The organism is Methylopila jiangsuensis, from assembly GCF_027922305.1.
In the GTDB taxonomy this organism is placed as follows: Bacteria; Pseudomonadota; Alphaproteobacteria; order Rhizobiales; family Methylopilaceae; genus Methylopila; species Methylopila jiangsuensis.
Map to the genome: position 1 here is coordinate 23,834 of NZ_BSFK01000013.1, position 19,485 is coordinate 43,318.

A 19,485-nucleotide genomic window follows, 5' to 3' on the forward strand; every position below is an offset into this window, starting at 1 on the left:
CCCCGCGGCGCTCAGTAGCCGTTGGGCTTCGGCCAGCGCATGGTGAACTGGTCGCCGCGCCGGACGTATTTGTAGCGGTGCAGGGCGAACCACAGCGACGCCACGATGAAGAAGGCCATCATCGCCAGCAGCTGCGAGCCATAGCCGAGGAACACCGCCACATAGGTCACCGCGCACAGCGCCAGCAGCAGGATCGCCGGCAGGGGATGCAGCGGGTGCACATAGCCGCGGTCGATGGTCCCGAGCGGCCATTTGCGGCGGAAGATCACCACGCTCAGCGCCATCAGCGTGTAGCCGAGCAGGCCGGACAGGATCGACAGCGTGATGGTCTGGTCCAGCGGGGTCGACACCGCGAACAGGATGGCGATCGGCACGAAGAACACGATGGAGCGGAACGGCGTGTGATAGCGGGGATGCACCGCGCCGAACCACACCGGCATGTAGCGGTCGCGGCCCATGGCGAACCAAGCGCGGGAGGCGTCGTTGATGCAGCCGTTGGCGGAGGCGATGGTGGCGAACAGCGTGCCGAAGAACAGGAACACCTCCAGCGGCGCGCTGCCGGTGAGCCGGGCCGCGTCGTAGAGCGGCGTGACCGCCTGTCCGAGATACTCCCACGGCATCAGGCCCGTGCCCACGTACCAGGTGATGGTGGCGGCGATCAGCAGCGTCATCACGCCGGTCAGGGTGCCGAGCGGCAGGGCGCGGGCGGGCGAGCGCACCTCCTCCGCCGCCTGGGTGGTGCCCTCGATGCCGAGGTAGAACCACAGGCCGAAATGCATGGCGGCGAGAATGCCGAGCCCGCCGTAGGGCAGGCCGGTGAGCAGGTCGCCGTGCTTCAGCGTTTCGCCCGGCGCCCAGGGGCGCACATAGAGGAACAGCGTCACGATCGCCGCGAAGGCGATGGCGGTGATGACGAGGTTCAGCGTCAGCGTGGCCAGCACGCCCCGGTAGTTGAGCCAGGCCAGGAACACGATCGTCAGCACCATGAAGGCGCGTTTGTCCACCTCGCCCACGAGCCCCATGTTGTGGGTGAAGGCCTCGATCAGGTCGCCGGTGACGATGGCGTTCGACACCTCCAGCATGGTGTAGGCCATGACGAGGTAGAGCCCGACGTTGAAGGCGGCGAGCGGACCGATGATGTGCTTGGCCTGGGCGTACTGCCCGCCGGCGGCGGCGACGGTGGAGGTGATCTCGGAATCGATCATCGCCACGCAGGTGTAGAGGATGCCGGCGAGCCAGCAGGCGGTGAGGGCCGCGATGGCGCCGCCCTTTCCGACCGCGAAGTTCCAGCCCATGAACTCGCCCACCAGCACGATGCCGACGCCCAGCCCCCAGACATGGGCGGGGCCGAGCACGCGCTTCAGGGCGACGCGGCGGGCGACGGGTTCGGCCGCGGGGGCGGCGACGCCGGCGAGGTTCTGCGGGGTGATGTCGGTCATCACTGCCTCGCCGCGGTCTCGCCGGTCTCGGCGTCGATGATGTCGCCTTCGGCGGAGGAGGTCAGGTAGTCCTCGCTGTAGGACCGGTTGGTCCGCACGAGGTCGATCAGCATCCAGAGCGCGAGCGCGGCCGAGACCGCCCATGCGCCAAGGTTCAGAAACGCGATCATGGCGCATGTCCTCGAAGGGCTGCGGGTTATGGGATCAGGGCGGGCGGGCCCGGCCTCGCCTCTAGCGGCGGCGCGGCGGTCGATCGTCGCCGAAGCGTTCGGCGATCACGTCGCGGTACTCCCTGTCCGACCAGCGCAGCATCACGACGAAGTAGCCGACGATGACGAGGGCGGTGAGCGCCAGCGCGCCCCAGGAGAAGCTGTAGTCGAAGCGGGAGCCGATGATCTCCGCGGCCTTGGCGGGGTCGAAGCCGAGCTTCTCCCACTGCGCCGCCATCACCGCGTTCTGGCCGAGCGACTCCCAGGTGGGCGCGGCCTGCACGGCCTTGGTGACGCCGGCGCCCGACAGCTTCAGCAGCAGCGGCAGGTAGAGCGTGACCACCACCATCGCCAGCACGAGCAGGGCGTCGACGATCTGTCCCGTCAGGGACTGCGCCGGCGGTTCGTAGGGCGGGCGGCTCATGGCGCCCTCCGCTCAGCCGCGAGCTGGTCGAGGTAATAGATGTCGGTGCCGTAGATCGCCGCCTTGTCGTCGCGGTAATGGCGCAGCAGCGCCGCCACGGCCGCCGCGTTCAGCAGCAGCACCACGAGGCCGAGCAGCGCCATCAGCCACTGGACGCCCACGGCGGCGAAGGCCGGGGCCATCATCCAGTAGGTGAAGGCGTAGATCGCCCAGACGGACGCGACCGCGAGAAGCGCGCAGCCGCAATCCTTCTGGAACATGCTGTGTACGCGGGGATCCTGTTCCGCCATGCCGATCTCCTCCCCCTTCGCGGTTTCTTGCGAAGATATTTTTAGTATTGGAAGGAAATCTGAATGCCTAAATTTGGATCGTCAATCGCCTAGTTCTTGTGCGTCGCGTCAATTCGACGGAGCGGTGCGACATTCTGCCATAGGTTGCGGGCCAGGAGAGGGGCCAATGCGACGAAAGTGTCGAACCCCACGGAACGTTGGCGAAACAGGAAACCCGGAACCCCGTCATGCCCAAGCCTGGTCATGGCGCATCCGCGATCTGAAGACTCGAGGCTCCCGCCGCCGCCTCACCGCCCCGGCGCGAAGCGGCTGTGGGCGGCGCGGGCGGCGGCGTCGAGCAGGAAGCCGATCACGCCGATCACGACCACCGTCGCCATCAGTTCCGGGTAGGCGAGCCGGTCGCGGGTGTCGAGGATGAAGTAGCCGAGGCCGGCGGAGACGCCCAGCATCTCGCACGGCACCAGCACGATCCACGACACGCCGATGGCGAGGCGCAGGCCCGTCAGCACATGGGCGGCGACGCCGGGCAGGATCACCCGGCGCAGGGTCTCGAACCGCGTGGCGGCGAGGCTCTCCGCCAGCAGCAGCCAGCGCCGGTCGAGCTGGCGCACGCCGGCCGCGGTGTTGAGCAGGATCGGCCACACGGCGGCGAAGAACAGCAGGAAATGGATCGGCGCGTCGCCTACGCCGAAGGCCATCACCGCGATCGGCATGAAGGACAGCGGCGAGATCATGCGCAGGAACTGGAACGCCGGCGTGGTCGCGGCCTCGAGCTTCGGGCTCGCGCCGATGGCGAGGCCGAGCGGCACGCCCACCGCGAGCGCCGCGATCAGCCCGATCGCGATCCGCCTGAGGCTGGTCCACACATGCAGCGGCAGGTCGCGGCCCTGAACCAGCTCGGCGAGGCTTGCGAAGGTGGGGCCCGGCGCGAACAGGCGCGCAAAGGAGCCCGGCGCCGGGACGACATCGGTCGCGACCCACCACAGCGCCACCAGCGCGCCAAGCCCCGCGAGGCCCAGCGCCGCGTGGCCCGCGGCGCGTCCGCGCGCCCCGGAGACGGACGGCCCGGGACTCACGCCGAGATGGTTTCCGTGCGAGTGAAGCCTTCCGGCAGGCCGAAGGCGGTCAGGCCGCCGGCCTCCAGCACCGCCTTGCGCACGAAGCTGTCGTCCACCAGGTCCCGGGCCGCGAAGGCGGGGTCGAGATCGGCGAGGAAGCGGTTGTCGCCCTCGATCGCGGTGTCCTTCAGCCGGCGCACCAGCTCCTCGGTGTAGCTCGGGAACGGGTAGGGCTGGAAGTCGATGCGGCGCTCGCGCCAGTCCGGGTTGCGGATGGCGCCGGAGGCCGCATAGGCCGCGGCGTCGCTCTCCGCCGGCGCCAGCACCTTCTCCAGCACCGCCTTGGCGTGGGGGGTGTAGCGGTTGTCGCCGTCCTTGGACAGTAGGGCTGCGGTCTCCGCCCGGTTGTCGCGGGTCCAGAGCTGCGCCTTCACCATGGCGTTGACCACCTTCTGCGACCACTCCGGCCGCTCGGCGAGATCGCGCTCCTGCATGAACACCACGCAGCAGGCGTGGTCCTTCCACACGTCGCCGGTGAAGCGCAGCACCTTGCCGACGCCGAGCGCCTCCGCCGCGGCGTTGAACGGCTCGGCCACGATGTAGCCGGCTATCTGTTTGGCGGCGAGGGCCGGCACCATGTCGGACGGCGCCATGATCACGAGCTGCACCTCGTTCGGACCGGGAGCGCCGGTCTTCTTGGTGACGGGGGTGAGGCCGTTCTCCTTCAGCAGCGCCTGCAGCACCACGTTGTGGATCGAGTACCAGAACGGCACCGCCACCGTCTTGCCGCCGAGCTGCTTCACGTCGGTGACATCCGGACCGACGGTGAGCCCCGAGCCGCCGGTGTGGTTCCAGGCCACCACCTTGGCCGGCGCCTTGGAGCCGTAGCGCGCCCAGATGGTGATGGGCGACAGCAGATGCACCACGTTGACCTGGCCGGAGATGAAGGCCTCCACGATCTGGGCCCAGCTTCGGAACAGCACCGGTTTCTCGGCCTTCAGGCCCTCCCGGTCGAAGAAGCCCTTGCCGTGGGCCACCAGCAGCGGCGTGGCGTCGGTGATGGGGAGATAGCCGATCCGCACCGGCTGGTCCGCGCCCGCGGCTTGCGCCCGGGCCTCCGCGGCCCGCAGCAGCGGCGCGGCGCCAGCGGCGGTGAACAGGCCGGCGAGCTTCACCGCGTCGCGGCGGGAGAACACGAAATCGTCGGTCGGCATGGCGGGGGCCTTATCAGTGCGGGCGGAGGGCGGCGCGCAGCGCCGTGAGGATGTCGAGGCGCAGCGCGCCCAGTTCGGCGAGGGCGTCGTCCCGGGGGTGGGCGAGGGCGACGGTCCAGACGCCGATGGCCTGCGCCGGCCGGCCCCCGAGCAGGACCACCCGGTCCGCGAGGCCAAGCGCTTCGTCGATGTCGTGGGTGATCAGCACCGCGGCGGTTCCGTGGTCGGCCACGATCTTCAGCAGCAGGCGCTGCATGCCGGCGCGGGTCACCTCGTCCAGCGCGCCGAACGGCTCGTCCAGCAGCAGCGCGTCGGGCCGGCGGGCGAGGCAGCGGGCGAGCGCCGCGCGCTGGGCCATGCCGCCGGAGAGCGCCGCCGGCTTCAGCCGCCGCGCGGCGTCGAGCCCGACCTCGGCGATGGCCGCGTCCACCAGCGCCTGCCGCTCGGCGCGGGCGCGCCGGGGCTGGCGTTTGAAGTCGAGCCCGAAGGCCACGTTGTCCTCCAGCGACAGCCAGGGCAGCAGGCTCGGGTCCTGGAACGCCATGGCGACGCGGGGGTGGGGGGCGTTGAGCGTCACGCCGCCGGCCGCCACATGGCCCTCGCTCGGCGGCTGCAGGCCGGCCAGCACCCGCAGCAGGCTGGACTTGCCGACCCCGCTCGGGCCGAGCACCGCCACCACCTCGCCGGGGGCGACGCTGAGGTCGAAGCCGCGCAGCACCGGGGCGGCGGCGCCCGGATAGCGGATGGCGACGTTCTTCGCCTCCAGCGCGGGCTGGCTCATGCGGCGCGCCCTGTGGGCTCGCCCTGCGCGGCGAGCGCGGCCTTGAGCTGGACAAGGCTCGGGGTGATCACCGGCAGGAACGCCGCCTCGCGCCAGCGCCGGGCGAAGCCCTCGCCGGGGCCGGCGAGATAGCACTTGCCGCCGCTCGCCTGCAGTTCGAGCCCGACCGCGTCGTTGGCGGCCTCCGCCAGCGCGATGCGGATGCGGAACAGCTCGGCGGGGCGGGCCACGAAGGCGCCCTCGGCGAGACCCTTGCGCAGGGCGTCCGTTCCCGCCTGAAGCCGCTCGGCGGTCGCGTCCAGTTCGGTCCCGAGCGCGTGGCGCCCCGCGCCGGCGGCTGAGCGCGCCTCGGCGAGCGACCGACGGGCGAGGCCGATGGACATCCCGATCTGGAAGCCGAGAAAGGCCGGGCGCACCTTCGGGCACCAGTCCAGCGCGTCGGGCGCGATCACCTCGTCGGGGCCGACGTTCACGTCCTCGAAGCGCAGCGCCGCCGTGCTGGTGGAGCGCAGCGCCATCAGGTCGAGATCGGGCGACCGGATCACGCCGGCCCGGTCATGGGCGACGGAAGCCACGAACGGGCGCCCGTCCGGGCCCGAAACCGCAGCCGCCACATGGAAGCCCTCGGCCCGGAGATTGGTCACCCAGGGCAGCTTGCCGTCCAGCCGCAAGCGGCCGCCCTCGGCGCGGGCGGAGACCTGAAGCTCCTCCAGTCCGGCGAGGAACTTCATGGCGTTGGACAGGCCGGTGGCGCCGGCGACGCGGCCAGCGAACAGGTCCGGCAGCAGGCGGTCGCGCAGGGCGGCGTTCGGGCTCTGGAGCAGATACTCCACATAGGCGCGATGGCCCCAGAACACGAAGCCCGCCGCGAGCGAGCGCTCGGACACGGCGGCGATCGTCTCCACCACGTCGAAGGTTCCGCCGCCGGCGCCGCCGAGCGACGCGGGCGCGCCGATGCGGAACAGGTCCGCTGCGGCGAGGCGCGGCAGCAGCTCCGACGGCGCGACGGCGCCGGCGTCGAGGCCGGCGGCGGACGCATCGAGCCAGCCGGCGAGGATGGGGGAGAGGGCCATGGCGGTCAGGCGCGCGCCGTCATTCCGCGGCCGCAGCCTGCGGCCCGTCCCAGCGGTAGGCCTCAAGCTGGGGGTTCAGCGGCGGCTGGCCGAGATTGTTGGCGAAGTTGCAGAGCGTGGCGAGGCTGACGCCCAGCACCACCTCCAGCGCCGCCTGGTCGTCGAAGCCGGCCGCCTTGAACGCCGCGAGCTCCGCGTCCGACACCCGGCCGCGGGTGGCGATCACGGCGCTGGTGAAGGTCTGCACCGCGTCGAAGCGGGCGTCGCCGGTGGGCCGCAGCGCGCGTAGCGCGTCCACCCTGGCCTCGTCGAGTCCGGCCTTCTTGAACGCCACCGCCGTATGTCCGGCGACGCAGAAGCCGCAGCCATGGGTGGCGGCGGCGGTGAGCTGCACCACCTCGCGCTCGGCGAGCGGCAGCGACGCCCGGCCGTTCAGCCCGCCCACGGTGAGATAGGTCTCAAGCGCCACCGGCGCGTTAGCCAGCACCCGAAGCAGGTTCGGCAGGAAGCCGTTGGCCTTCTCCGCCGCGGTCAGGAACGGCTTCGCGGCTTCGGGAGCGTCGTCGACGGCGCGGAGCGGGAGACGGGACATGAGCGGGCCCTTTCATGCTCTGGTGGTTGAGGCCGCAGTCGAAGGCCGCGCCTCAGCGGAGGAAGGATGGCGTTCCGGCGCTGGACGTCAAATCTGGTAGACGAAGCTCGCCATGCCGTCGCCGCCCAGATCCCGCATTTCCGTCAACGTGCGGTGGTCCAGAACGTCGGCGATCGCCTCCCGCACGTCGAGCATCATCATCCGCACCTCGCAGCGCGTGATGTCCTCGCAGTCCTGACACGGCGCATAGGCCGAGCGGCTGGCGCAGGGCAGGGGCGCCAGCGGCCCGTCGAGCGTGCGCACGATCTCGCCCACGCTGATCTCGTCGGAGGGGCGGGCCAGCATGTAACCGCCGAGACGTCCCTTCTTGCTGGAGAGCAGTCCGGCGTTGCGCAGGTCGCCGAGGATCGCGTCGAGAAACTTCTTGGGGATGCCGTTGCGCTCCGCGATCTCGGCCACGAAAGTCGAGCGGCCCGGCGGCAGCGAGGCCAGGTCGATCATGGCCTTGAGGCCGTATTTGGCTTTCTTCGTCAGCATGCGGAACTCGGGCCGGCGAGGGGCGCGGGGCGTCAGGAATCGACGGCCCCGAGCGGTGCGCGATTTTTTAATTACATAGATTGAATAGATTTTATGGTCAAGGCGCCGAGCCGACGCCGGGCGGCCATGCGATGCGCGATGACGTCCGCTTCCCCCGCGGCGTCGGAGCCTGATCTTCAAGGCGCAGGCGTAGTTCTTGAAATTGTTCAAAGTTCAATGTTGAGAGTCTATATTGAACATCGGCGGCGATGGCGCTAAGCGACCCTTCTGTCCCGGAGCTTTGACCGTTTTTAAGCGTTAAAAACAGTGAGTCCGCCGGGTCTTGGCCCCTCGCGAATTCAGGTCCGACGCCGTTGTCCGCTGCCGAGACTTACCGTCTTTTCGACGACGCCGAAGAACGTTCGAGCTGCGGCGTCGGCTTCATCACCCGCAAGGACGGCGTCCAGACCCACGACGTGCTGGCGAAGGCCCATGAAGCGCTCTGCGCCGTGCCCCATCGCGGCGGCATGTCGGCGGAGGGCGTGGGCGACGGCGCCGGCGTGTCCGTGGACCTTTCGCTCGGCTTCTTCCGCAGCCTCACCGGCCGCGCCGACCTGACGCCCGGCCGCTTCGGCGTGGGCAACGTGTTTTTGCCGCGCGATCCCGCCGAGCACGAGCGCGCCGGCCGCATCATCGCGGCGGCGCTCGCCGACGAGGGCATGGCCGTGCTGCTCACGCGCGACGTGCCGGTCGACCCGAGCGTGCTGCGGCCCGCCGCGGTGCGCCGCCAGCTTCCGATCCGCCAGTGGGTGTTCGCCGCGCCGGACGGCGCCCCGGACCTCGCCGCCTTCGACCGCGCCATCAACCGCGCGCTGCTGGCGATCGAGGCCGACGCCTATTCCGATCCCGCGCTGAAGGGCTTCTATCCGCTGTCGTTCTCGGCCCGCACCCAGGTGCTGAAGGGCCGGCTGAACTCCAACGAGGTGCTGCCCTACTTCCGCGACCTGACGGACCCGGCCCACGCGGTCCACACCCTGTTCTTCCACACGCGGTTCTCCACCAACACCGACCCGCGCACCTCCATGGCCCAGCCGTTCCGGCTGATGGCGCACAACGGCGAGCTCAACACCGACAAGAAGAACCGCCTGTCGGAGGCCGCGATCGCCCGAGCCCGCAACGGCCGCATCGTGTCGCCGGAAGGCCAGTCGGACTCCTGCCGCCTCGACCAGACGTTGCAGAGCCGGGTGATGGAGGACGGGCTCGACCTCGTGACCGCGGTGGTCTCCATGATGCCGCCGGCCTGGGAGAACGACGCGACGCTCTCCCCCCAGGTGCGGGCGATGTTCGAGTATTTCTCGCTCTACGAGGAGAAGAACGACGGCCCGGCGGCCCTCGTCTTCGGCGACGGCGAGATCATCGGCGCGCGCCTCGACCGGCTTGGCCTGCGCCCGCTGCGCTCGGTGGAGACGGCGGAGTACCTGTGCGTCATGTCGGAGGCGGGGCAGATCCGCTTTCCGGCCGAGACGGTCCTGCGCCGCGGCCGCATCGAGGCCGGCGGCATGCTGTACTGGGACCACCGCGAGGCGCGGTCCTACGGCACGGCCGACGCGCTGGAGAAGCTCGCCGGCGCCCGCGACTACAAGACCCTGCTGGACGCCGCCCGCGTCACGCTGGAGGCCCTGCCGGACATCCCGGCGGAGGCTCAGGGGTCGCCGCTGCGCTACAACGGCGATCTGGAGCGCCACCAGCGCTACGTCGCCTATTCGCACAATCAGGAAAGCTTCAAGTTCCTGATGGACCCGATGCTGCAGACCGGGTCCGAGAAGATCGCGGCCATGGGCTACGGCCTCGCCATCAACGCGCTCTCCGATCAGGAAGGCGGCGTCGCCAAGTATTTCTCCCAGCGCTTCGCGCAGGTGACCAACCCGCCGCTGGACAGCTTGCGCGAAGCGGACGGCATGACGCTGCGGGTGGCGCTGGGCGCCAAGCCCAACATCGGCGCGCCCTCGGCGCCGCAGATCGTGATCCGCTCGCCGGTGCTCAGCCATCTCGACATGCTGAAGATCCGCGAGCAGGGCGCCACGCCGAAGCAGCGGTTCGACATCCTCTACGTCCCCGTGTTCGGCGACCCGGCCGGCGCCGCCCGCGCCATCGAGGCGGCGGTCGAGGCGGTGTGCGATCAGGTCGAGGCCTTCGCGCGCGAGAAGGGCGGCGTCGCGGTGCTGACCGACCGGCACGTGGCGCGCGACCGCGCGGCGCTGCCGCTGATCATCGTGATCTCGGCGGTGAACCAGCGCCTGATCGAGCAGGGGCTGCGGCTCCGGGTGTCGCTGATCGCGGAGAGCGGGCAGATCGCCTCCTCGCACCATGTGGCGACCGCGCTCGGCTTCGGGGCGTCGGCGGTCTATCCGCTCGGCGTCCAGTTCCGGGCCGAGGAGAAGTACGGCGCCGACGCCGACAAGGCCTTCAAGCGCTTCGCAAAGGCGGCGGAGAAGTCGCTGATGAAGACCATGGGCAAGGTCGGCCTCTGCACCGCCGAGAGCTACATCGGCGGCGAGTTCTTCGAGCCCAACTTCCTCGACACCAACGACGGCCCGCTGAAGCGCTGGTTCCCCAACGTGAAGACGCCGGTCGGCGGCGTGACCTTCGAGGTCATCGCCCAGGCGGCGGCCGACTGGCACCGGAAGGCGCTCGACGTGCGCGGCGAGGACGACATCCCGCTGCTCGGCCTGTTCAAGGAGCGCGCGGAAGGCGCGGGCCACTCCTTCGGCGTCGCCGCCGTGCGCGGCTTCGTGGACATGACCGAGGAGCCGATCGCCTTCGAGGCGCCGGACGCCGGGTCGGATGCGGACGCGCTGCGCCTGCTGCCGCTGACGCGGCTCGCCGACGCCTTCGGCCTCGACGAGGAGGCCTACAAGCGCACCAGCTTCGAGCGCCGCAGCCCGCAGGAAATCGACGCCTTCCGCATCACGCCCGGCTATCGCGCCTTCAGCCGCATGATGGCGGAGGAGCGCATGCGCCGCCCGGCCGCGCTCCGCGACGTGCTGGCCATGCCGGCGGACGTCACCTTCCTGACCCACGCGGACGATTTCCGCCGCGAGCTCGGCCGCTTCGCCCGCTTCGGCAATGTGAGCGTCCTCGCCCGCGGCCTGACCCCGGAGCGGGTCGGGGCGGACGAGTTCCGGCTCGACCTCACCGGGCCGCTCGGCGCCGATCCGGGGCGCCTGACCGCGCTCGGCCAGTCGCTGGTGCAGCGGTTCAAGGCCGACATCCTCGGCCACTGGGTCGAGGGCGGGCGGCTCGCGCTCAAGGCGAAGGGCGAGGCGCTGGCCTGGCTGTCGCTGCTGCAGGCCGCGCCGGACAGCGTGGAGCTGGAGGAGGTGCAGCCCGCGCACGAGATCACGGCCCTGCTCACCTCCGGCGCCATGAGCCACGGCGCGCTGAACGCGCCCGCTCACGAGGCGGTCGCGCACGGCACCAACATGGTCGGCGGCCTGTCGAACTCCGGCGAGGGCGGCGAGCACATGTCGCGCTACGGCACCATCCGGGCGTCGCGCATCAAGCAGCTCGCCTCGGGCCGCTTCGGCGTCTGGGCCGGCTATCTGGCCGATCCGATGCTGGAGGAGCTGGAGATCAAGATCGGGCAGGGCGCCAAGCCCGGCGAGGGCGGCCAGCTTCCCGCCGCCAAGGTGACGGTGGAGATCGCGGCCGCCCGCGGCGGCACGCCGGGGGTGGAGCTGGTCTCGCCGCCGCCGCACCACGACACCTATTCGATTGAGGATCTCGCCCAGCTCATCCACGACTGCAAGGCGGCGCGGGTGCGGGTGATCGTGAAGCTGGTGTCCTCCGAAGGCGTCGGCGTCATCGCGGTCGGCGTGGCCAAGGCCGGCGCGGACGTGATCAACATCGCGGGCGCCACCGGCGGCACCGGCGCCGCCGCCGTCACCAGCCTGAAGTACACCGGCCGCGCGGCGGAGATCGGCGTCGCGGAGGTGCATCAGGCCCTCGCCGCCAACGGCCTGCGCCAGAAGGTGACGCTGCGCTGCTCCGGCGCGCACCAGACCGCGAGCGACGTGGTGAAGTCCGCGCTGCTCGGCGGCGACAGCTTCGAGTTCGGCACCACGGCGCTGATGATGCTGAAATGCGTCATGGCCAAGAACTGCAACATCAAGTGCCCGGCCGGCCTCACCACCAACTCCGAACTGTTCGACGGCGATCCGCGCGCGCTCGCCCAATACCTGATGAACATCGCCCACGAGACGCGGGAGATCCTCGCGGTGCTCGGGCTCAGGTCGCTGCGCGAGGCGCGGGGCCGCTCCGACCTGCTGCACCTGCTCGACCATCCGGCGAGCGTCGGCCGGCTCGACCTGCGCGCCATGCTGACCCCGGCGGACGAGGTCATCGTCGACGCGCCGGTCTACATGGAGGCCGAGTACGAGCTCGACGACGCCTGGAGCGTCGCCGCCGAACAGGCCTTCGTCGCCGAGGGTCGGGCCGAGCTCGCGCTCGAAGCCGGGCGCCGCATCGGCAACCGGGACAAGAGCGTGGGCGGACGGCTCGGCGTCGACATCGAGCGCCTGCTCAACCACACGCTCGCGCCCGAAGTCGCCCGCGCGCTTCCCGCGGTGCTGGAGGACGATCGCGGCCGGCGCTACCTGCGCCCCGGCGCGCTCACCGTCTCCACCTGGGGCTCGGCCGGCCAGTCCTACGGCGCGTTCTGCAACGACGGCATGGCCATGCGCCATGTGGGCGTGTGCAACGACGGCGTCGGCAAGGGCCAGTCCGGCGGCGTGATCGCGGTGACGAGCCCGGGCGGCGGCTCGGACGAGGCCGGGGGCAACGTGCTGGTCGGCAACTTCGCGCTGTTCGGCGCCACCGGCGGCCGCGCCTTCATCGGGGGCCAGGCCGGCGACCGCTTCGCGGTGCGCAACTCCGGCGCCACCGCGGTGGTGGAGGGCGTCGGCGACTTCTGCTGCGAATACATGACCAACGGCGCGGTGCTGAACCTCGGGGCCTTCGGCAAGGGCTTCGGCAACGGCATGAGCGGGGGCTTCGTCTACCAGTACGATCCCTATGGCGACCTGCCCGCCAAGGCGAGCCACGACTCGATCCTGCTGTTCCCGGTCACGGGGCCGGACGCCGGCTTCCACGCCGACGCGGTGCGGCTGATGCTGGAGTGGCACCTGGAGGAGACCGGATCGCCCAAGGCCCGCTGGCTGCTGGACAACTGGGAGACCGAGCGCTCCAACTTCGTCTACGGCCTGCCCGCCGCGCTGCTGCAGTACCAGGACGCGGACGCCATCCTGAAGGCGAAGCCGCGCAAGGACCTGCTGGAGGAGCTGAGCCTCGCCTCCGCCTCCTGGCAGGTGCGCAAGTTCAAGCTGGCCTATCGCGACCGCCGCGTGGTGGCCGGCGGGGCGATCCCGTCCGAGGGCGACGTGGGCGCCGAGGCGGGCCTGCGGCTGCTGAACGAATACGCGGTGCTCGCCATGGCGCAGCAGCTGGCGCTCGCCCGGCTGCCGGGCGTCGGCGACGTCGCCCATCCGGCGGTCGCCGCCGCGGTGCGCAAGCTGCTGCTGACCGAGGACTTCGCGCTGATGCAGAAAATCCAGCGCCACGCCCGCGAGGCCCTGTCCGCCTATGGCGACGAGGAGCTCGCGGCGCTGGTGGCGGACAAGCGGCTGTCCGACTACCGGGCGGCGCTGAGCCTGCGCAACGTGCTCTCCATGGACAGCCCCGGCGTCTATGGCTGGATCCTGCAGCAGAGCGCGAAGAACCGCGCCGCGCTCGGGCGCCTGCCGAGCTACGAGGAGCTGTTCGCCCGCGCCTCGGTGCGGGACGTCGCCGCCTTCGCCGGTCGGGCCTGAGCCCGAAACGCCAACCCCTCGCCGATCCGGTCGCCCACGCCCATGTCCATTCCGCACATTCCCGACGACGCGCCCTTTTCCGGCGAGCAGCGCGTCTGGCTCGCCGGCTTCCTCGCGGGCCTGAACTCCCGCCTGCTGGAGAGCGCGGCGCCGGTCGCCGGCGCCGCCGTCTCGGCCGCGGTCGAGGCGCAGGGCGCGCCGCTGCTGGTGCTCTACGGCACCCAGACCGGCAACGCCGAGGCGGTGGCGAACGACGCCGCCGCCAAGGCGCGGACGCTGGGCCTTGCGCCCGAGGTGCTCGGGCTCGACGACGTGGACATGGCGCGCTTCACGGGCGCGGAGCGGGTCCTGATCGTCTGCTCCACCTATGGCGAGGGCGAAATGCCCGACAACGCCCATCTGTTCTGGAAGGCGCTGTCCGCGGAGACCGCGCCCCGGCTCGAACACATGAGCTTCTCGGTGCTGGCGTTGGGCGACACCGGCTATGACGGCTTCTGCCAGGCGGGCAAGCTGATCGACACGCGGCTCGAGCAGCTCGGCGCCAAGCGGGTCGCGGCGCGGGTGGACTGCGACGTGGACTACGAGACGCCGGCGGCAAGCTGGATCGACGAGGCCGTGCCGGCGCTGCCCCAGGGCGCCGGGGTCGCGGCGGCCGCGCCGGCGCCCGCGCCCGCCGCGGCGCTGGCGGCCAGGGCCGCCTGGAGCCGCCGCAACCCCTATCCGGCGGCGCTCTCGGTCAACCGCCGGCTGTCTTCTCCGGCCTCCGCCAAGGACATCCGCCATCTGGAGTTCGCGCTCGGCGACAGCGGCCTCACCTACGAGGCCGGCGACGCGCTGGGCGTGGTCCCCGCCAACGACCCGGCGCTCGTCACGGCGCTGCTGACCCGGCTCGGCCTGAAGCCGGACGCCCCGGTTCCGGGCCACGACCGCCCGCTCGGCGAGCTGCTGGGGGCCGCGTTCGAAATCCGCACGCCGTCGCGGGATCTGGTGGCGGCGGTGGAGGCCCGCGCCGGCGACGAGGCGCTGACCCATGTGCTGCGCCACGGCGACAAGGAGGCTCTGGACGCCTTCCTGTGGGGCAAGGACGTGCTGGACCTGCTCGCCATCAACCCGTCGGTTGGCTTCGACGCCGAAGGCTTCGCGGCGCTGCTGCGCCCGCTGCAGCACCGGGCCTATTCGATCTCGTCGAGCCCGCTGGTCTATCCTGACAGCGTGCATCTCACGGTCGCCGCGGTGCGCTGGCGCTCCGAGCACCGCGATCACGGCGGCGTCTGCTCCACCTTCCTCGCCGATCGCGTCGACGCGGACGGCCGCGTCGGGGTGTTCGTGTCGCCCAACAAGGCGTTCCGTCCGCCGGCGGACCCGAACGCGCCCATGGTCATGATCGGGCCGGGCACCGGCGTCGCGCCGTTCCGCGCCTTCCTGCAGCAGCGGCAGGCTACCGGCGCCAGGGGCCGCAACTGGCTGTTCTTCGGCGACCAGCATCGCGCCCACGACTTCTCCTATGAAGACGAACTCGGCGCCATGAGCCGCGACGGGGTGCTGACCCGGCTCGATCTCGCCTTCTCCCGCGACCAGGCCGAGAAGATCTATGTGCAGACCCGCATGCGCGAAAACGGCCCCGACCTGTTCGCGTGGTTGGAGGACGGCGCCTCGGTCTATGTCTGCGGCGACGCCAGCCGCATGGCCAAGGACGTGGACGACGCGCTGCACGACGTGATCCGCGTCCACGGCGCCCGTTCGCCGGAGGCGGCGGCGGATTACGTGGACGATCTGCGCAAGGCCAAGCGCTACCTGCGCGACGTGTACTGAACCGCCCCCCGAAACCGCGCCAAGGGATCGACGCGCCATGCCCCAGCCCTGCCGCGGCGGCGGCTGTCAGAACCGCAGGTTCAGCGAACGCGACATCCTGCTCGCGGAGCCGGGAGTCTTCGCCACCACCATCGCGGCCTCGTTCGAGCGCGTCGCGCGGGACCTGCGCGGCATGGACGGGCTGGTGGCCGTCACGTCGAACCCGGCCGCGGTGATGACGCAGATCGGCGAACTGCCGCCGGCGTCGCGCGCAGGCGGGCGGTTCGCGCCGCCCAAATCCGGGGCCGCGCTGCGCCTGCGCCCTGAGAGCGTCGACGCGGCGCTGGCGGTGGAGCGCGCCGCCTGCGGGCGGGCGCCGTGCTCGGTGCGGTTCTTCACCGCCGAGGGCGGTGCGCTGCACAAGGTGTTCCTGTCCGCGCTGATCGACGACTACGCCTTCGCCGAGCTGGCCTCGGACTGGGTCGCGCCGGAGGAGGCTGAGCCGGAGAGCGCCGCCTCCGGCGAGCCGCGGACGCCCGACGCCCAGGGCTGGAGCCGCCGGGGGCTCGCCTTCCACATCGACAGCCTGTTCGGCGACGGCGGGCTTCGCCGCCGCGCGCTGCTGCCCCGATGGGGCCGGGACGAGGCGTGGCGGATCGACCCGGAGATCGCGGTCCATCTGCTCGGCCTGCTGACCGAGGCGCGCATGCCGGTCACGCTGGTGGTGCCGAACGAAGCCTTCGCGCAGATGCATGTGGGCGCGTTCGACGACGTGCGGCGCTCCGGCGACCGGCTGCGGCTCTGCGCCGGCGAGTGCTCGGTCTCGCTCGACATGGCCGAGGTCGAGGAGGTCTGGGTCTCGCGCTACGACGAGCGCGGCCGCGCGGGGCTGATGGTGGAGTTCTACGACTGGGGCTTCCAGTGCGTGGCGCAGATCACCGAGACCGGCGACGACCCGCGCCTCGCCCGCTTCTGGCGCCGCGCGGTGGAGGACCTGCCGCCGCTGCAGGTGTGAGACGTGCAGGTCGACGTCAGATCTTGACCACGTCGGTCAGGCGGGAAAGCTCGGTCTCGATCCGCTTCATCACGCTTTCGCCGGTCGCCGACAGCGCGCTCATCTCCTGCGCCACCACATTGAAGCCGGCGCCGTGTTCGGCGGCGCGGGCGGCCTCGATGCGGGCGTTCAGCGCCAGCAGCCGCAGCGTCTTCAGCGTGGCGAAGATCTCCGTGATCGCGGCATGCATCAGCGTGACCGATTCCCGGCCGGAATCGAGCCGCTCGGCGAGGTCGGTCAGGCGGCTGGAATCGAGGATGATTCCGTCGAGATACTGAACCTCGCCGGTGTCCGGATCGGCCGCGCAGCCGCCGCCGGTCTCGTGCACGAAGCGCCAGCCGCCGGGCGTCTTCAGGCGGTAGGAGATCTGCCAGCGGCCCTGCGTGGCCAGCGCCTCCGCGACCGCCGCGTTCACGGCGGCCACGTCCTCGGGGTGGATCAGGTCGCTGAAGGCCGCGCGGGTGTCGACGAAGCGCCGGGCGTCAAGTCCGGTCAGCGCCTCGAAGCCGTTCGAGACCCAGACCATGGCGTAGTCGTCGCTGTTGAGCCCGCGATAGAGGAAGCCGTCGATGCGCGCGCCGATGCTGAGCGCGTAGTCGCCGAGGTCGATCGGCGCGCCGGAGGAGGACGACATCGGCGGAAGGCCCTTTCGCGCAAGGGGAGAGCGGCGCGGAGACGCCGCCGCGCTCCGATCAGACCGCGAACAGGGTTAACGCCTCGTTTCCGGGCATGCCGAAAGAATACGCTCAGGTTCCGTTCCGCCCGGACGTCGCCGAAGCGTGCTGGCGTTTCAAACCGGCTTTCAGCCCTCGACCAGATCCTGCTCCGCGTAGCCCTGCAGGTAGAGCAGGGCGGTCAGGTCGCCGTGGTCGATGCGGACCTGGGCTGCGGAGGCCACCGCCGGCTTAGCGTGGAAGGCGACGCCGAGGCCCGCCGCCTGCACCATGGCGAGGTCGTTGGCGCCGTCGCCCACCGCCAGCGTGTCCTCAAGCGCGAGGCCCTGCGCGTCCGCCAGCTCCTTCAGCGCCGCGAGCTTGGCCTCGCGGCCCAGAATCGGCTCGGAGACGAGGCCGGTGAGCAGGCCGGCCCCGTCGATCTCCAGCGTGTTGGCGCGCGCCTCGTCGAAGCCGAGCCGGCGGCCGATGTCGTCGGCGAACGCGGTGAAGCCGCCCGAGACCAGCGCGGCGCGGGCGCCGTTGGCGCGCATGGTGGCGACCAGCGTCTGGCCGCCTGGGGTGAGGGTGATGCGTTCGTCGAGCACCTTGGCGATGGTCTCGGCGGCCGGCAGGCCCTTCAGCAGCGCCGCGCGCTCCTTCAGCGCCGGCTCGAACGCGATCTCGCCGCGCATGGCCCGCTCGGTGATTTCGGCCACCTGCGGCTTGAGGCCGACCGCGTCCGCCAGCTCGTCGATGCATTCCTGGGCGATCAGGGTCGAATCCATGTCCGCCAGCAGCAGGCGCTTGCGGCGGCCCTCCGCCGGCAGCACGGCCACGTCCACCGGCGCGCGGCCGATGGCGCTCTGCAGCCGGCGGCGCAGGGCCTGAGGGTCGGTCTCGCCGCTGACGAGGAATTCGGCCGCGACGCCGCCGTGGAGCATGCGCACCTCGGCCCCGATCACCGCCTGGGCCGCCGTCATGACCAGCGCGGAGTCCACCGCCGGCTCCAGCGGGTTGGCGATCAGCACGGCGGCGAGCACGGGCGGCATGGGACACTCCATCGGCGAGGGCCGCTCCCGCGCGGCGCGCTCCCGTCTATAACGGGCGGGCGCGCGACAGAAGCGCGAACGAACGGACGGACCGAAACTATGACCGAGCGCGCCGAAGGCGAGGCGCCCATCGCCGCCATCCTGATCGCCGGGCCCACCGCCTCGGGGAAATCGGCGCTGGCGCTGGCGCTGGCGCGGCGCTTCGGCGGGGTGGTGACGAACGCCGACGCGCTGCAGGTCTACGCCGACCTCGACGTGCTCACCGCGCGGCCGCCTGCAGTCGATCTCGCCGCCGCGCCGCACGCCCTCTACGGCCATGTGGACGGCGCGGCGCCCTATGCGGTCAGCCGCTGGCTGGACGACGTGGAGCCGCTGCTCGCCGGCGCGCGCGGCCTGCCGGTGATCGTCGGCGGCACGGGGCTCTATTTCGATTCGCTGCTCAAGGGGCTTTCCACCGTGCCGGAGGTGGACCCGGCGATCCGCGCCCGCTGGCGGGGCGCCGGGCCGGAGACCGACCTTCATGCGGAGCTCGCCCGGCGCGATCCCGTGATGGCGGCGGAGCTCCGGCCGTCGGACCCCCAGCGGCTGATGCGGGCGCTGGAGGTGATTGAGAGCACGGGCCGCTCGCTGGCCCACTGGCGCAAGGCGCCCGCCAGGGGAAAACTGGACGCCTCCCGCGCGCTGCGCATCGCGCTCGCCCCGGACCGGGCGGCTCTCGACGCCCGCATCGTCCGCCGGCTGGAGACGATGCTCGCGTCCGGCGCGGCGGAGGAGGCGGTGGCGCTGGAGCGGCGCGGCCTCGCCCCCGACCAGCCGGTGCTGAAGGCGATCGGCGTCGCGGCGTTTTCGGCCTACGCCCGCGGCGACCTGTCCCGCGAGGCGGCGCTGGAGCGGGCGCGCATCGGCACGCGGCAATACGCCAAGCGGCAGTCCACCTGGTTCCGGAACCGGATGCCGGACTGGCTTCACGTGGCGCCGGAGGACGCCGAGGCGCTGGCGCTGGCGGAGATCGGCCGGCGGGGGCTCGACGTCCCGGCGGCTCAGCCCTTCGGCCGCGACGGGCGCGTGCCCACGTAGAGCGCGCCGGCCGCCACCAGCGCGACGGTTGCGGCAAGCGCCACCGGCGGCGCGTCGGACAGCGCCACGATCACGATCGAGGCGGCCATGCCGGCGAAGGCGAACAGCTTGGCGCGGGGCGGGATCACGCCGTCCCGCCGCCACGCCGCCACCGCGGGGCCGAGCGTCGGATGCGCGAGCAGCCAGCGCTCCAGCCGCGGCGAGCCGCGGGCGAAGCAGGCGGCGGCGAGGATCAGGAACACGGTGCCGGGCATCACCGGCAGGATGACGCCGACGATCCCGAGCCCGAGCGCCGCGAGGCCGGCGGCGAGCCAGAGCGCGCGGGCGAACCGGCCGGGGCGCGTTTCGCCGGTTTCATCGGTCGGCCCGGTTCCGTCTCCCTCGTTTCGCCGCAT

At 71.7% G+C, this 19,485-nt stretch carries 17 protein-coding genes; 4 read left to right on the forward strand and 13 right to left on the reverse strand.

The annotated features are described in order from the left end of the window. Window positions 1–11: 11 nt before the first annotated feature. The 10 genes from PKE85_RS12165 to PKE85_RS12210 form a co-directional block, all read right to left on the reverse strand. Window positions 12–1,439, reverse strand: a complete 1,428-nt coding sequence (locus tag PKE85_RS12165; protein ID WP_271205026.1) for an APC family permease — start codon at window positions 1,437–1,439, stop codon at window positions 12–14. Continuing rightward, window positions 1,439–1,609 (reverse strand): hypothetical protein, encoded by a 171-nt coding sequence (locus PKE85_RS12170; RefSeq protein ID WP_271205027.1) that lies wholly within the window; start codon window positions 1,607–1,609, stop codon window positions 1,439–1,441. Before PKE85_RS12170 ends, PKE85_RS12165 begins: the two co-directional genes overlap by 1 nt. Window positions 1,610–1,670: 61 nt before the next feature. After that, a complete protein-coding gene (locus PKE85_RS12175; RefSeq protein WP_271205028.1) occupies window positions 1,671–2,072 on the reverse strand; it encodes a hypothetical protein in 402 nt (133 codons plus the stop codon). Continuing rightward, window positions 2,069–2,362, reverse strand: coding sequence for a hypothetical protein (locus tag PKE85_RS12180; protein ID WP_271205029.1), 294 nt, complete (start codon window positions 2,360–2,362; stop codon window positions 2,069–2,071). The genes PKE85_RS12175 and PKE85_RS12180 overlap by 4 nt, the downstream gene beginning before the upstream one ends. 287 nt (window positions 2,363–2,649) lie before the next feature. Beyond that, complete coding sequence (locus PKE85_RS12185) at window positions 2,650–3,438, reverse strand: ABC transporter permease (RefSeq protein ID WP_271205030.1); 789 nt, start codon at window positions 3,436–3,438, stop codon at window positions 2,650–2,652. Further along, window positions 3,435–4,634: an ABC transporter substrate-binding protein gene (locus PKE85_RS12190; protein WP_271205031.1), complete on the reverse strand. Its 1,200-nt coding sequence runs from the start codon at window positions 4,632–4,634 to the stop codon at window positions 3,435–3,437. The genes PKE85_RS12185 and PKE85_RS12190 overlap by 4 nt, the downstream gene beginning before the upstream one ends. A 13-nt stretch (window positions 4,635–4,647) precedes the next feature. Further along, window positions 4,648–5,415 (reverse strand): ABC transporter ATP-binding protein, encoded by a 768-nt coding sequence (locus PKE85_RS12195; protein WP_271205032.1) that lies wholly within the window; start codon window positions 5,413–5,415, stop codon window positions 4,648–4,650. Then, window positions 5,412–6,488, reverse strand: coding sequence for an acyl-CoA dehydrogenase family protein (locus tag PKE85_RS12200; RefSeq protein ID WP_271205033.1), 1,077 nt, complete (start codon window positions 6,486–6,488; stop codon window positions 5,412–5,414). The genes PKE85_RS12195 and PKE85_RS12200 overlap by 4 nt, the downstream gene beginning before the upstream one ends. A gap of 19 nt (window positions 6,489–6,507) precedes the next feature. Continuing rightward, window positions 6,508–7,080 (reverse strand): carboxymuconolactone decarboxylase family protein, encoded by a 573-nt coding sequence (locus tag PKE85_RS12205; protein WP_271205034.1) that lies wholly within the window; start codon window positions 7,078–7,080, stop codon window positions 6,508–6,510. An 87-nt stretch (window positions 7,081–7,167) separates the two neighbouring features. Then, window positions 7,168–7,617, reverse strand: a complete 450-nt coding sequence (locus PKE85_RS12210) for an RrF2 family transcriptional regulator (protein WP_271205035.1) — start codon at window positions 7,615–7,617, stop codon at window positions 7,168–7,170. A 353-nt stretch (window positions 7,618–7,970) separates the two neighbouring features. Here PKE85_RS12210 and PKE85_RS12215 point away from each other — a divergent pair, with 353 nt between their 5' ends. From PKE85_RS12215 to PKE85_RS12225, 3 genes are read left to right on the forward strand one after another with little or no spacing between them, the layout of a single operon-like run. Next, window positions 7,971–13,463 (forward strand): glutamate synthase-related protein, encoded by a 5,493-nt coding sequence (locus PKE85_RS12215; RefSeq protein WP_271205036.1) that lies wholly within the window; start codon window positions 7,971–7,973, stop codon window positions 13,461–13,463. A gap of 42 nt (window positions 13,464–13,505) precedes the next feature. Beyond that, window positions 13,506–15,275 (forward strand): sulfite reductase subunit alpha, encoded by a 1,770-nt coding sequence (locus tag PKE85_RS12220; RefSeq protein ID WP_271205037.1) that lies wholly within the window; start codon window positions 13,506–13,508, stop codon window positions 15,273–15,275. Window positions 15,276–15,312: 37 nt separating this feature from the next. Next, the gene (locus tag PKE85_RS12225) at window positions 15,313–16,269 is read left to right on the forward strand and encodes a ChuX/HutX family heme-like substrate-binding protein (protein WP_271205038.1); all 957 of its coding nucleotides are present in this window, start codon (window positions 15,313–15,315) and stop codon (window positions 16,267–16,269) included. A 16-nt stretch (window positions 16,270–16,285) separates the two neighbouring features. Here PKE85_RS12225 and PKE85_RS12230 read toward each other — a convergent pair whose 3' ends face one another. Further along, window positions 16,286–16,942 (reverse strand): PAS domain-containing protein, encoded by a 657-nt coding sequence (locus tag PKE85_RS12230; RefSeq protein WP_271205039.1) that lies wholly within the window; start codon window positions 16,940–16,942, stop codon window positions 16,286–16,288. 168 nt (window positions 16,943–17,110) lie between these two features. Continuing rightward, the gene (serB, locus tag PKE85_RS12235) at window positions 17,111–18,013 is read right to left on the reverse strand and encodes a phosphoserine phosphatase SerB (protein ID WP_271205040.1); all 903 of its coding nucleotides are present in this window, start codon (window positions 18,011–18,013) and stop codon (window positions 17,111–17,113) included. Between the two features lie 99 nt (window positions 18,014–18,112). On the opposite strand from serB, the gene miaA reads away from it, so the two are divergent. Further along, window positions 18,113–19,090, forward strand: a complete 978-nt coding sequence (miaA, locus tag PKE85_RS12240; protein WP_271205041.1) for a tRNA (adenosine(37)-N6)-dimethylallyltransferase MiaA — start codon at window positions 18,113–18,115, stop codon at window positions 19,088–19,090. Here the strand turns inward: miaA and PKE85_RS12245 are convergent. Further along, on the reverse strand, window positions 19,054–19,485 hold the full coding sequence (locus tag PKE85_RS12245; RefSeq protein WP_271205042.1) for a YbaN family protein: 432 nt from the start codon (window positions 19,483–19,485) through the stop codon (window positions 19,054–19,056). The genes miaA and PKE85_RS12245 overlap by 37 nt on opposite strands.

Excerpts from the sequence above, each read along its gene's own strand:
- PKE85_RS12195 (WP_271205032.1), bottom strand. The coding sequence starts at position 5,415 with ATGAGCCAGCCCGCGCTGGAGGCGAAGAACGTCGCCATCCGCTATCCG.
- serB (WP_271205040.1), bottom strand. The coding sequence starts at position 18,013 with ATGCCGCCCGTGCTCGCCGCCGTGCTGATCGCCAACCCGCTGGAGCCG.
- PKE85_RS12200 (WP_271205033.1), bottom strand. The coding sequence starts at position 6,488 with ATGGCCCTCTCCCCCATCCTCGCCGGCTGGCTCGATGCGTCCGCCGCC.
- PKE85_RS12230 (WP_271205039.1), bottom strand. The coding sequence starts at position 16,942 with ATGTCGTCCTCCTCCGGCGCGCCGATCGACCTCGGCGACTACGCGCTC.
- PKE85_RS12165 (WP_271205026.1), bottom strand. The coding sequence starts at position 1,439 with ATGACCGACATCACCCCGCAGAACCTCGCCGGCGTCGCCGCCCCCGCG.
- PKE85_RS12205 (WP_271205034.1), bottom strand. The coding sequence starts at position 7,080 with ATGTCCCGTCTCCCGCTCCGCGCCGTCGACGACGCTCCCGAAGCCGCG.
- PKE85_RS12210 (WP_271205035.1), bottom strand. The coding sequence starts at position 7,617 with ATGCTGACGAAGAAAGCCAAATACGGCCTCAAGGCCATGATCGACCTG.
- PKE85_RS12245 (WP_271205042.1), bottom strand. The coding sequence starts at position 19,485 with ATGCGGCGAAACGAGGGAGACGGAACCGGGCCGACCGATGAAACCGGC.
- PKE85_RS12225 (WP_271205038.1), top strand. The coding sequence starts at position 15,313 with ATGCCCCAGCCCTGCCGCGGCGGCGGCTGTCAGAACCGCAGGTTCAGC.
- PKE85_RS12175 (WP_271205028.1), bottom strand. The coding sequence starts at position 2,072 with ATGAGCCGCCCGCCCTACGAACCGCCGGCGCAGTCCCTGACGGGACAG.
- miaA (WP_271205041.1), top strand. The coding sequence starts at position 18,113 with ATGACCGAGCGCGCCGAAGGCGAGGCGCCCATCGCCGCCATCCTGATC.
- PKE85_RS12220 (WP_271205037.1), top strand. The coding sequence starts at position 13,506 with ATGTCCATTCCGCACATTCCCGACGACGCGCCCTTTTCCGGCGAGCAG.
- PKE85_RS12170 (WP_271205027.1), bottom strand. The coding sequence starts at position 1,609 with ATGATCGCGTTTCTGAACCTTGGCGCATGGGCGGTCTCGGCCGCGCTC.
- PKE85_RS12180 (WP_271205029.1), bottom strand. The coding sequence starts at position 2,362 with ATGGCGGAACAGGATCCCCGCGTACACAGCATGTTCCAGAAGGATTGC.
- PKE85_RS12190 (WP_271205031.1), bottom strand. The coding sequence starts at position 4,634 with ATGCCGACCGACGATTTCGTGTTCTCCCGCCGCGACGCGGTGAAGCTC.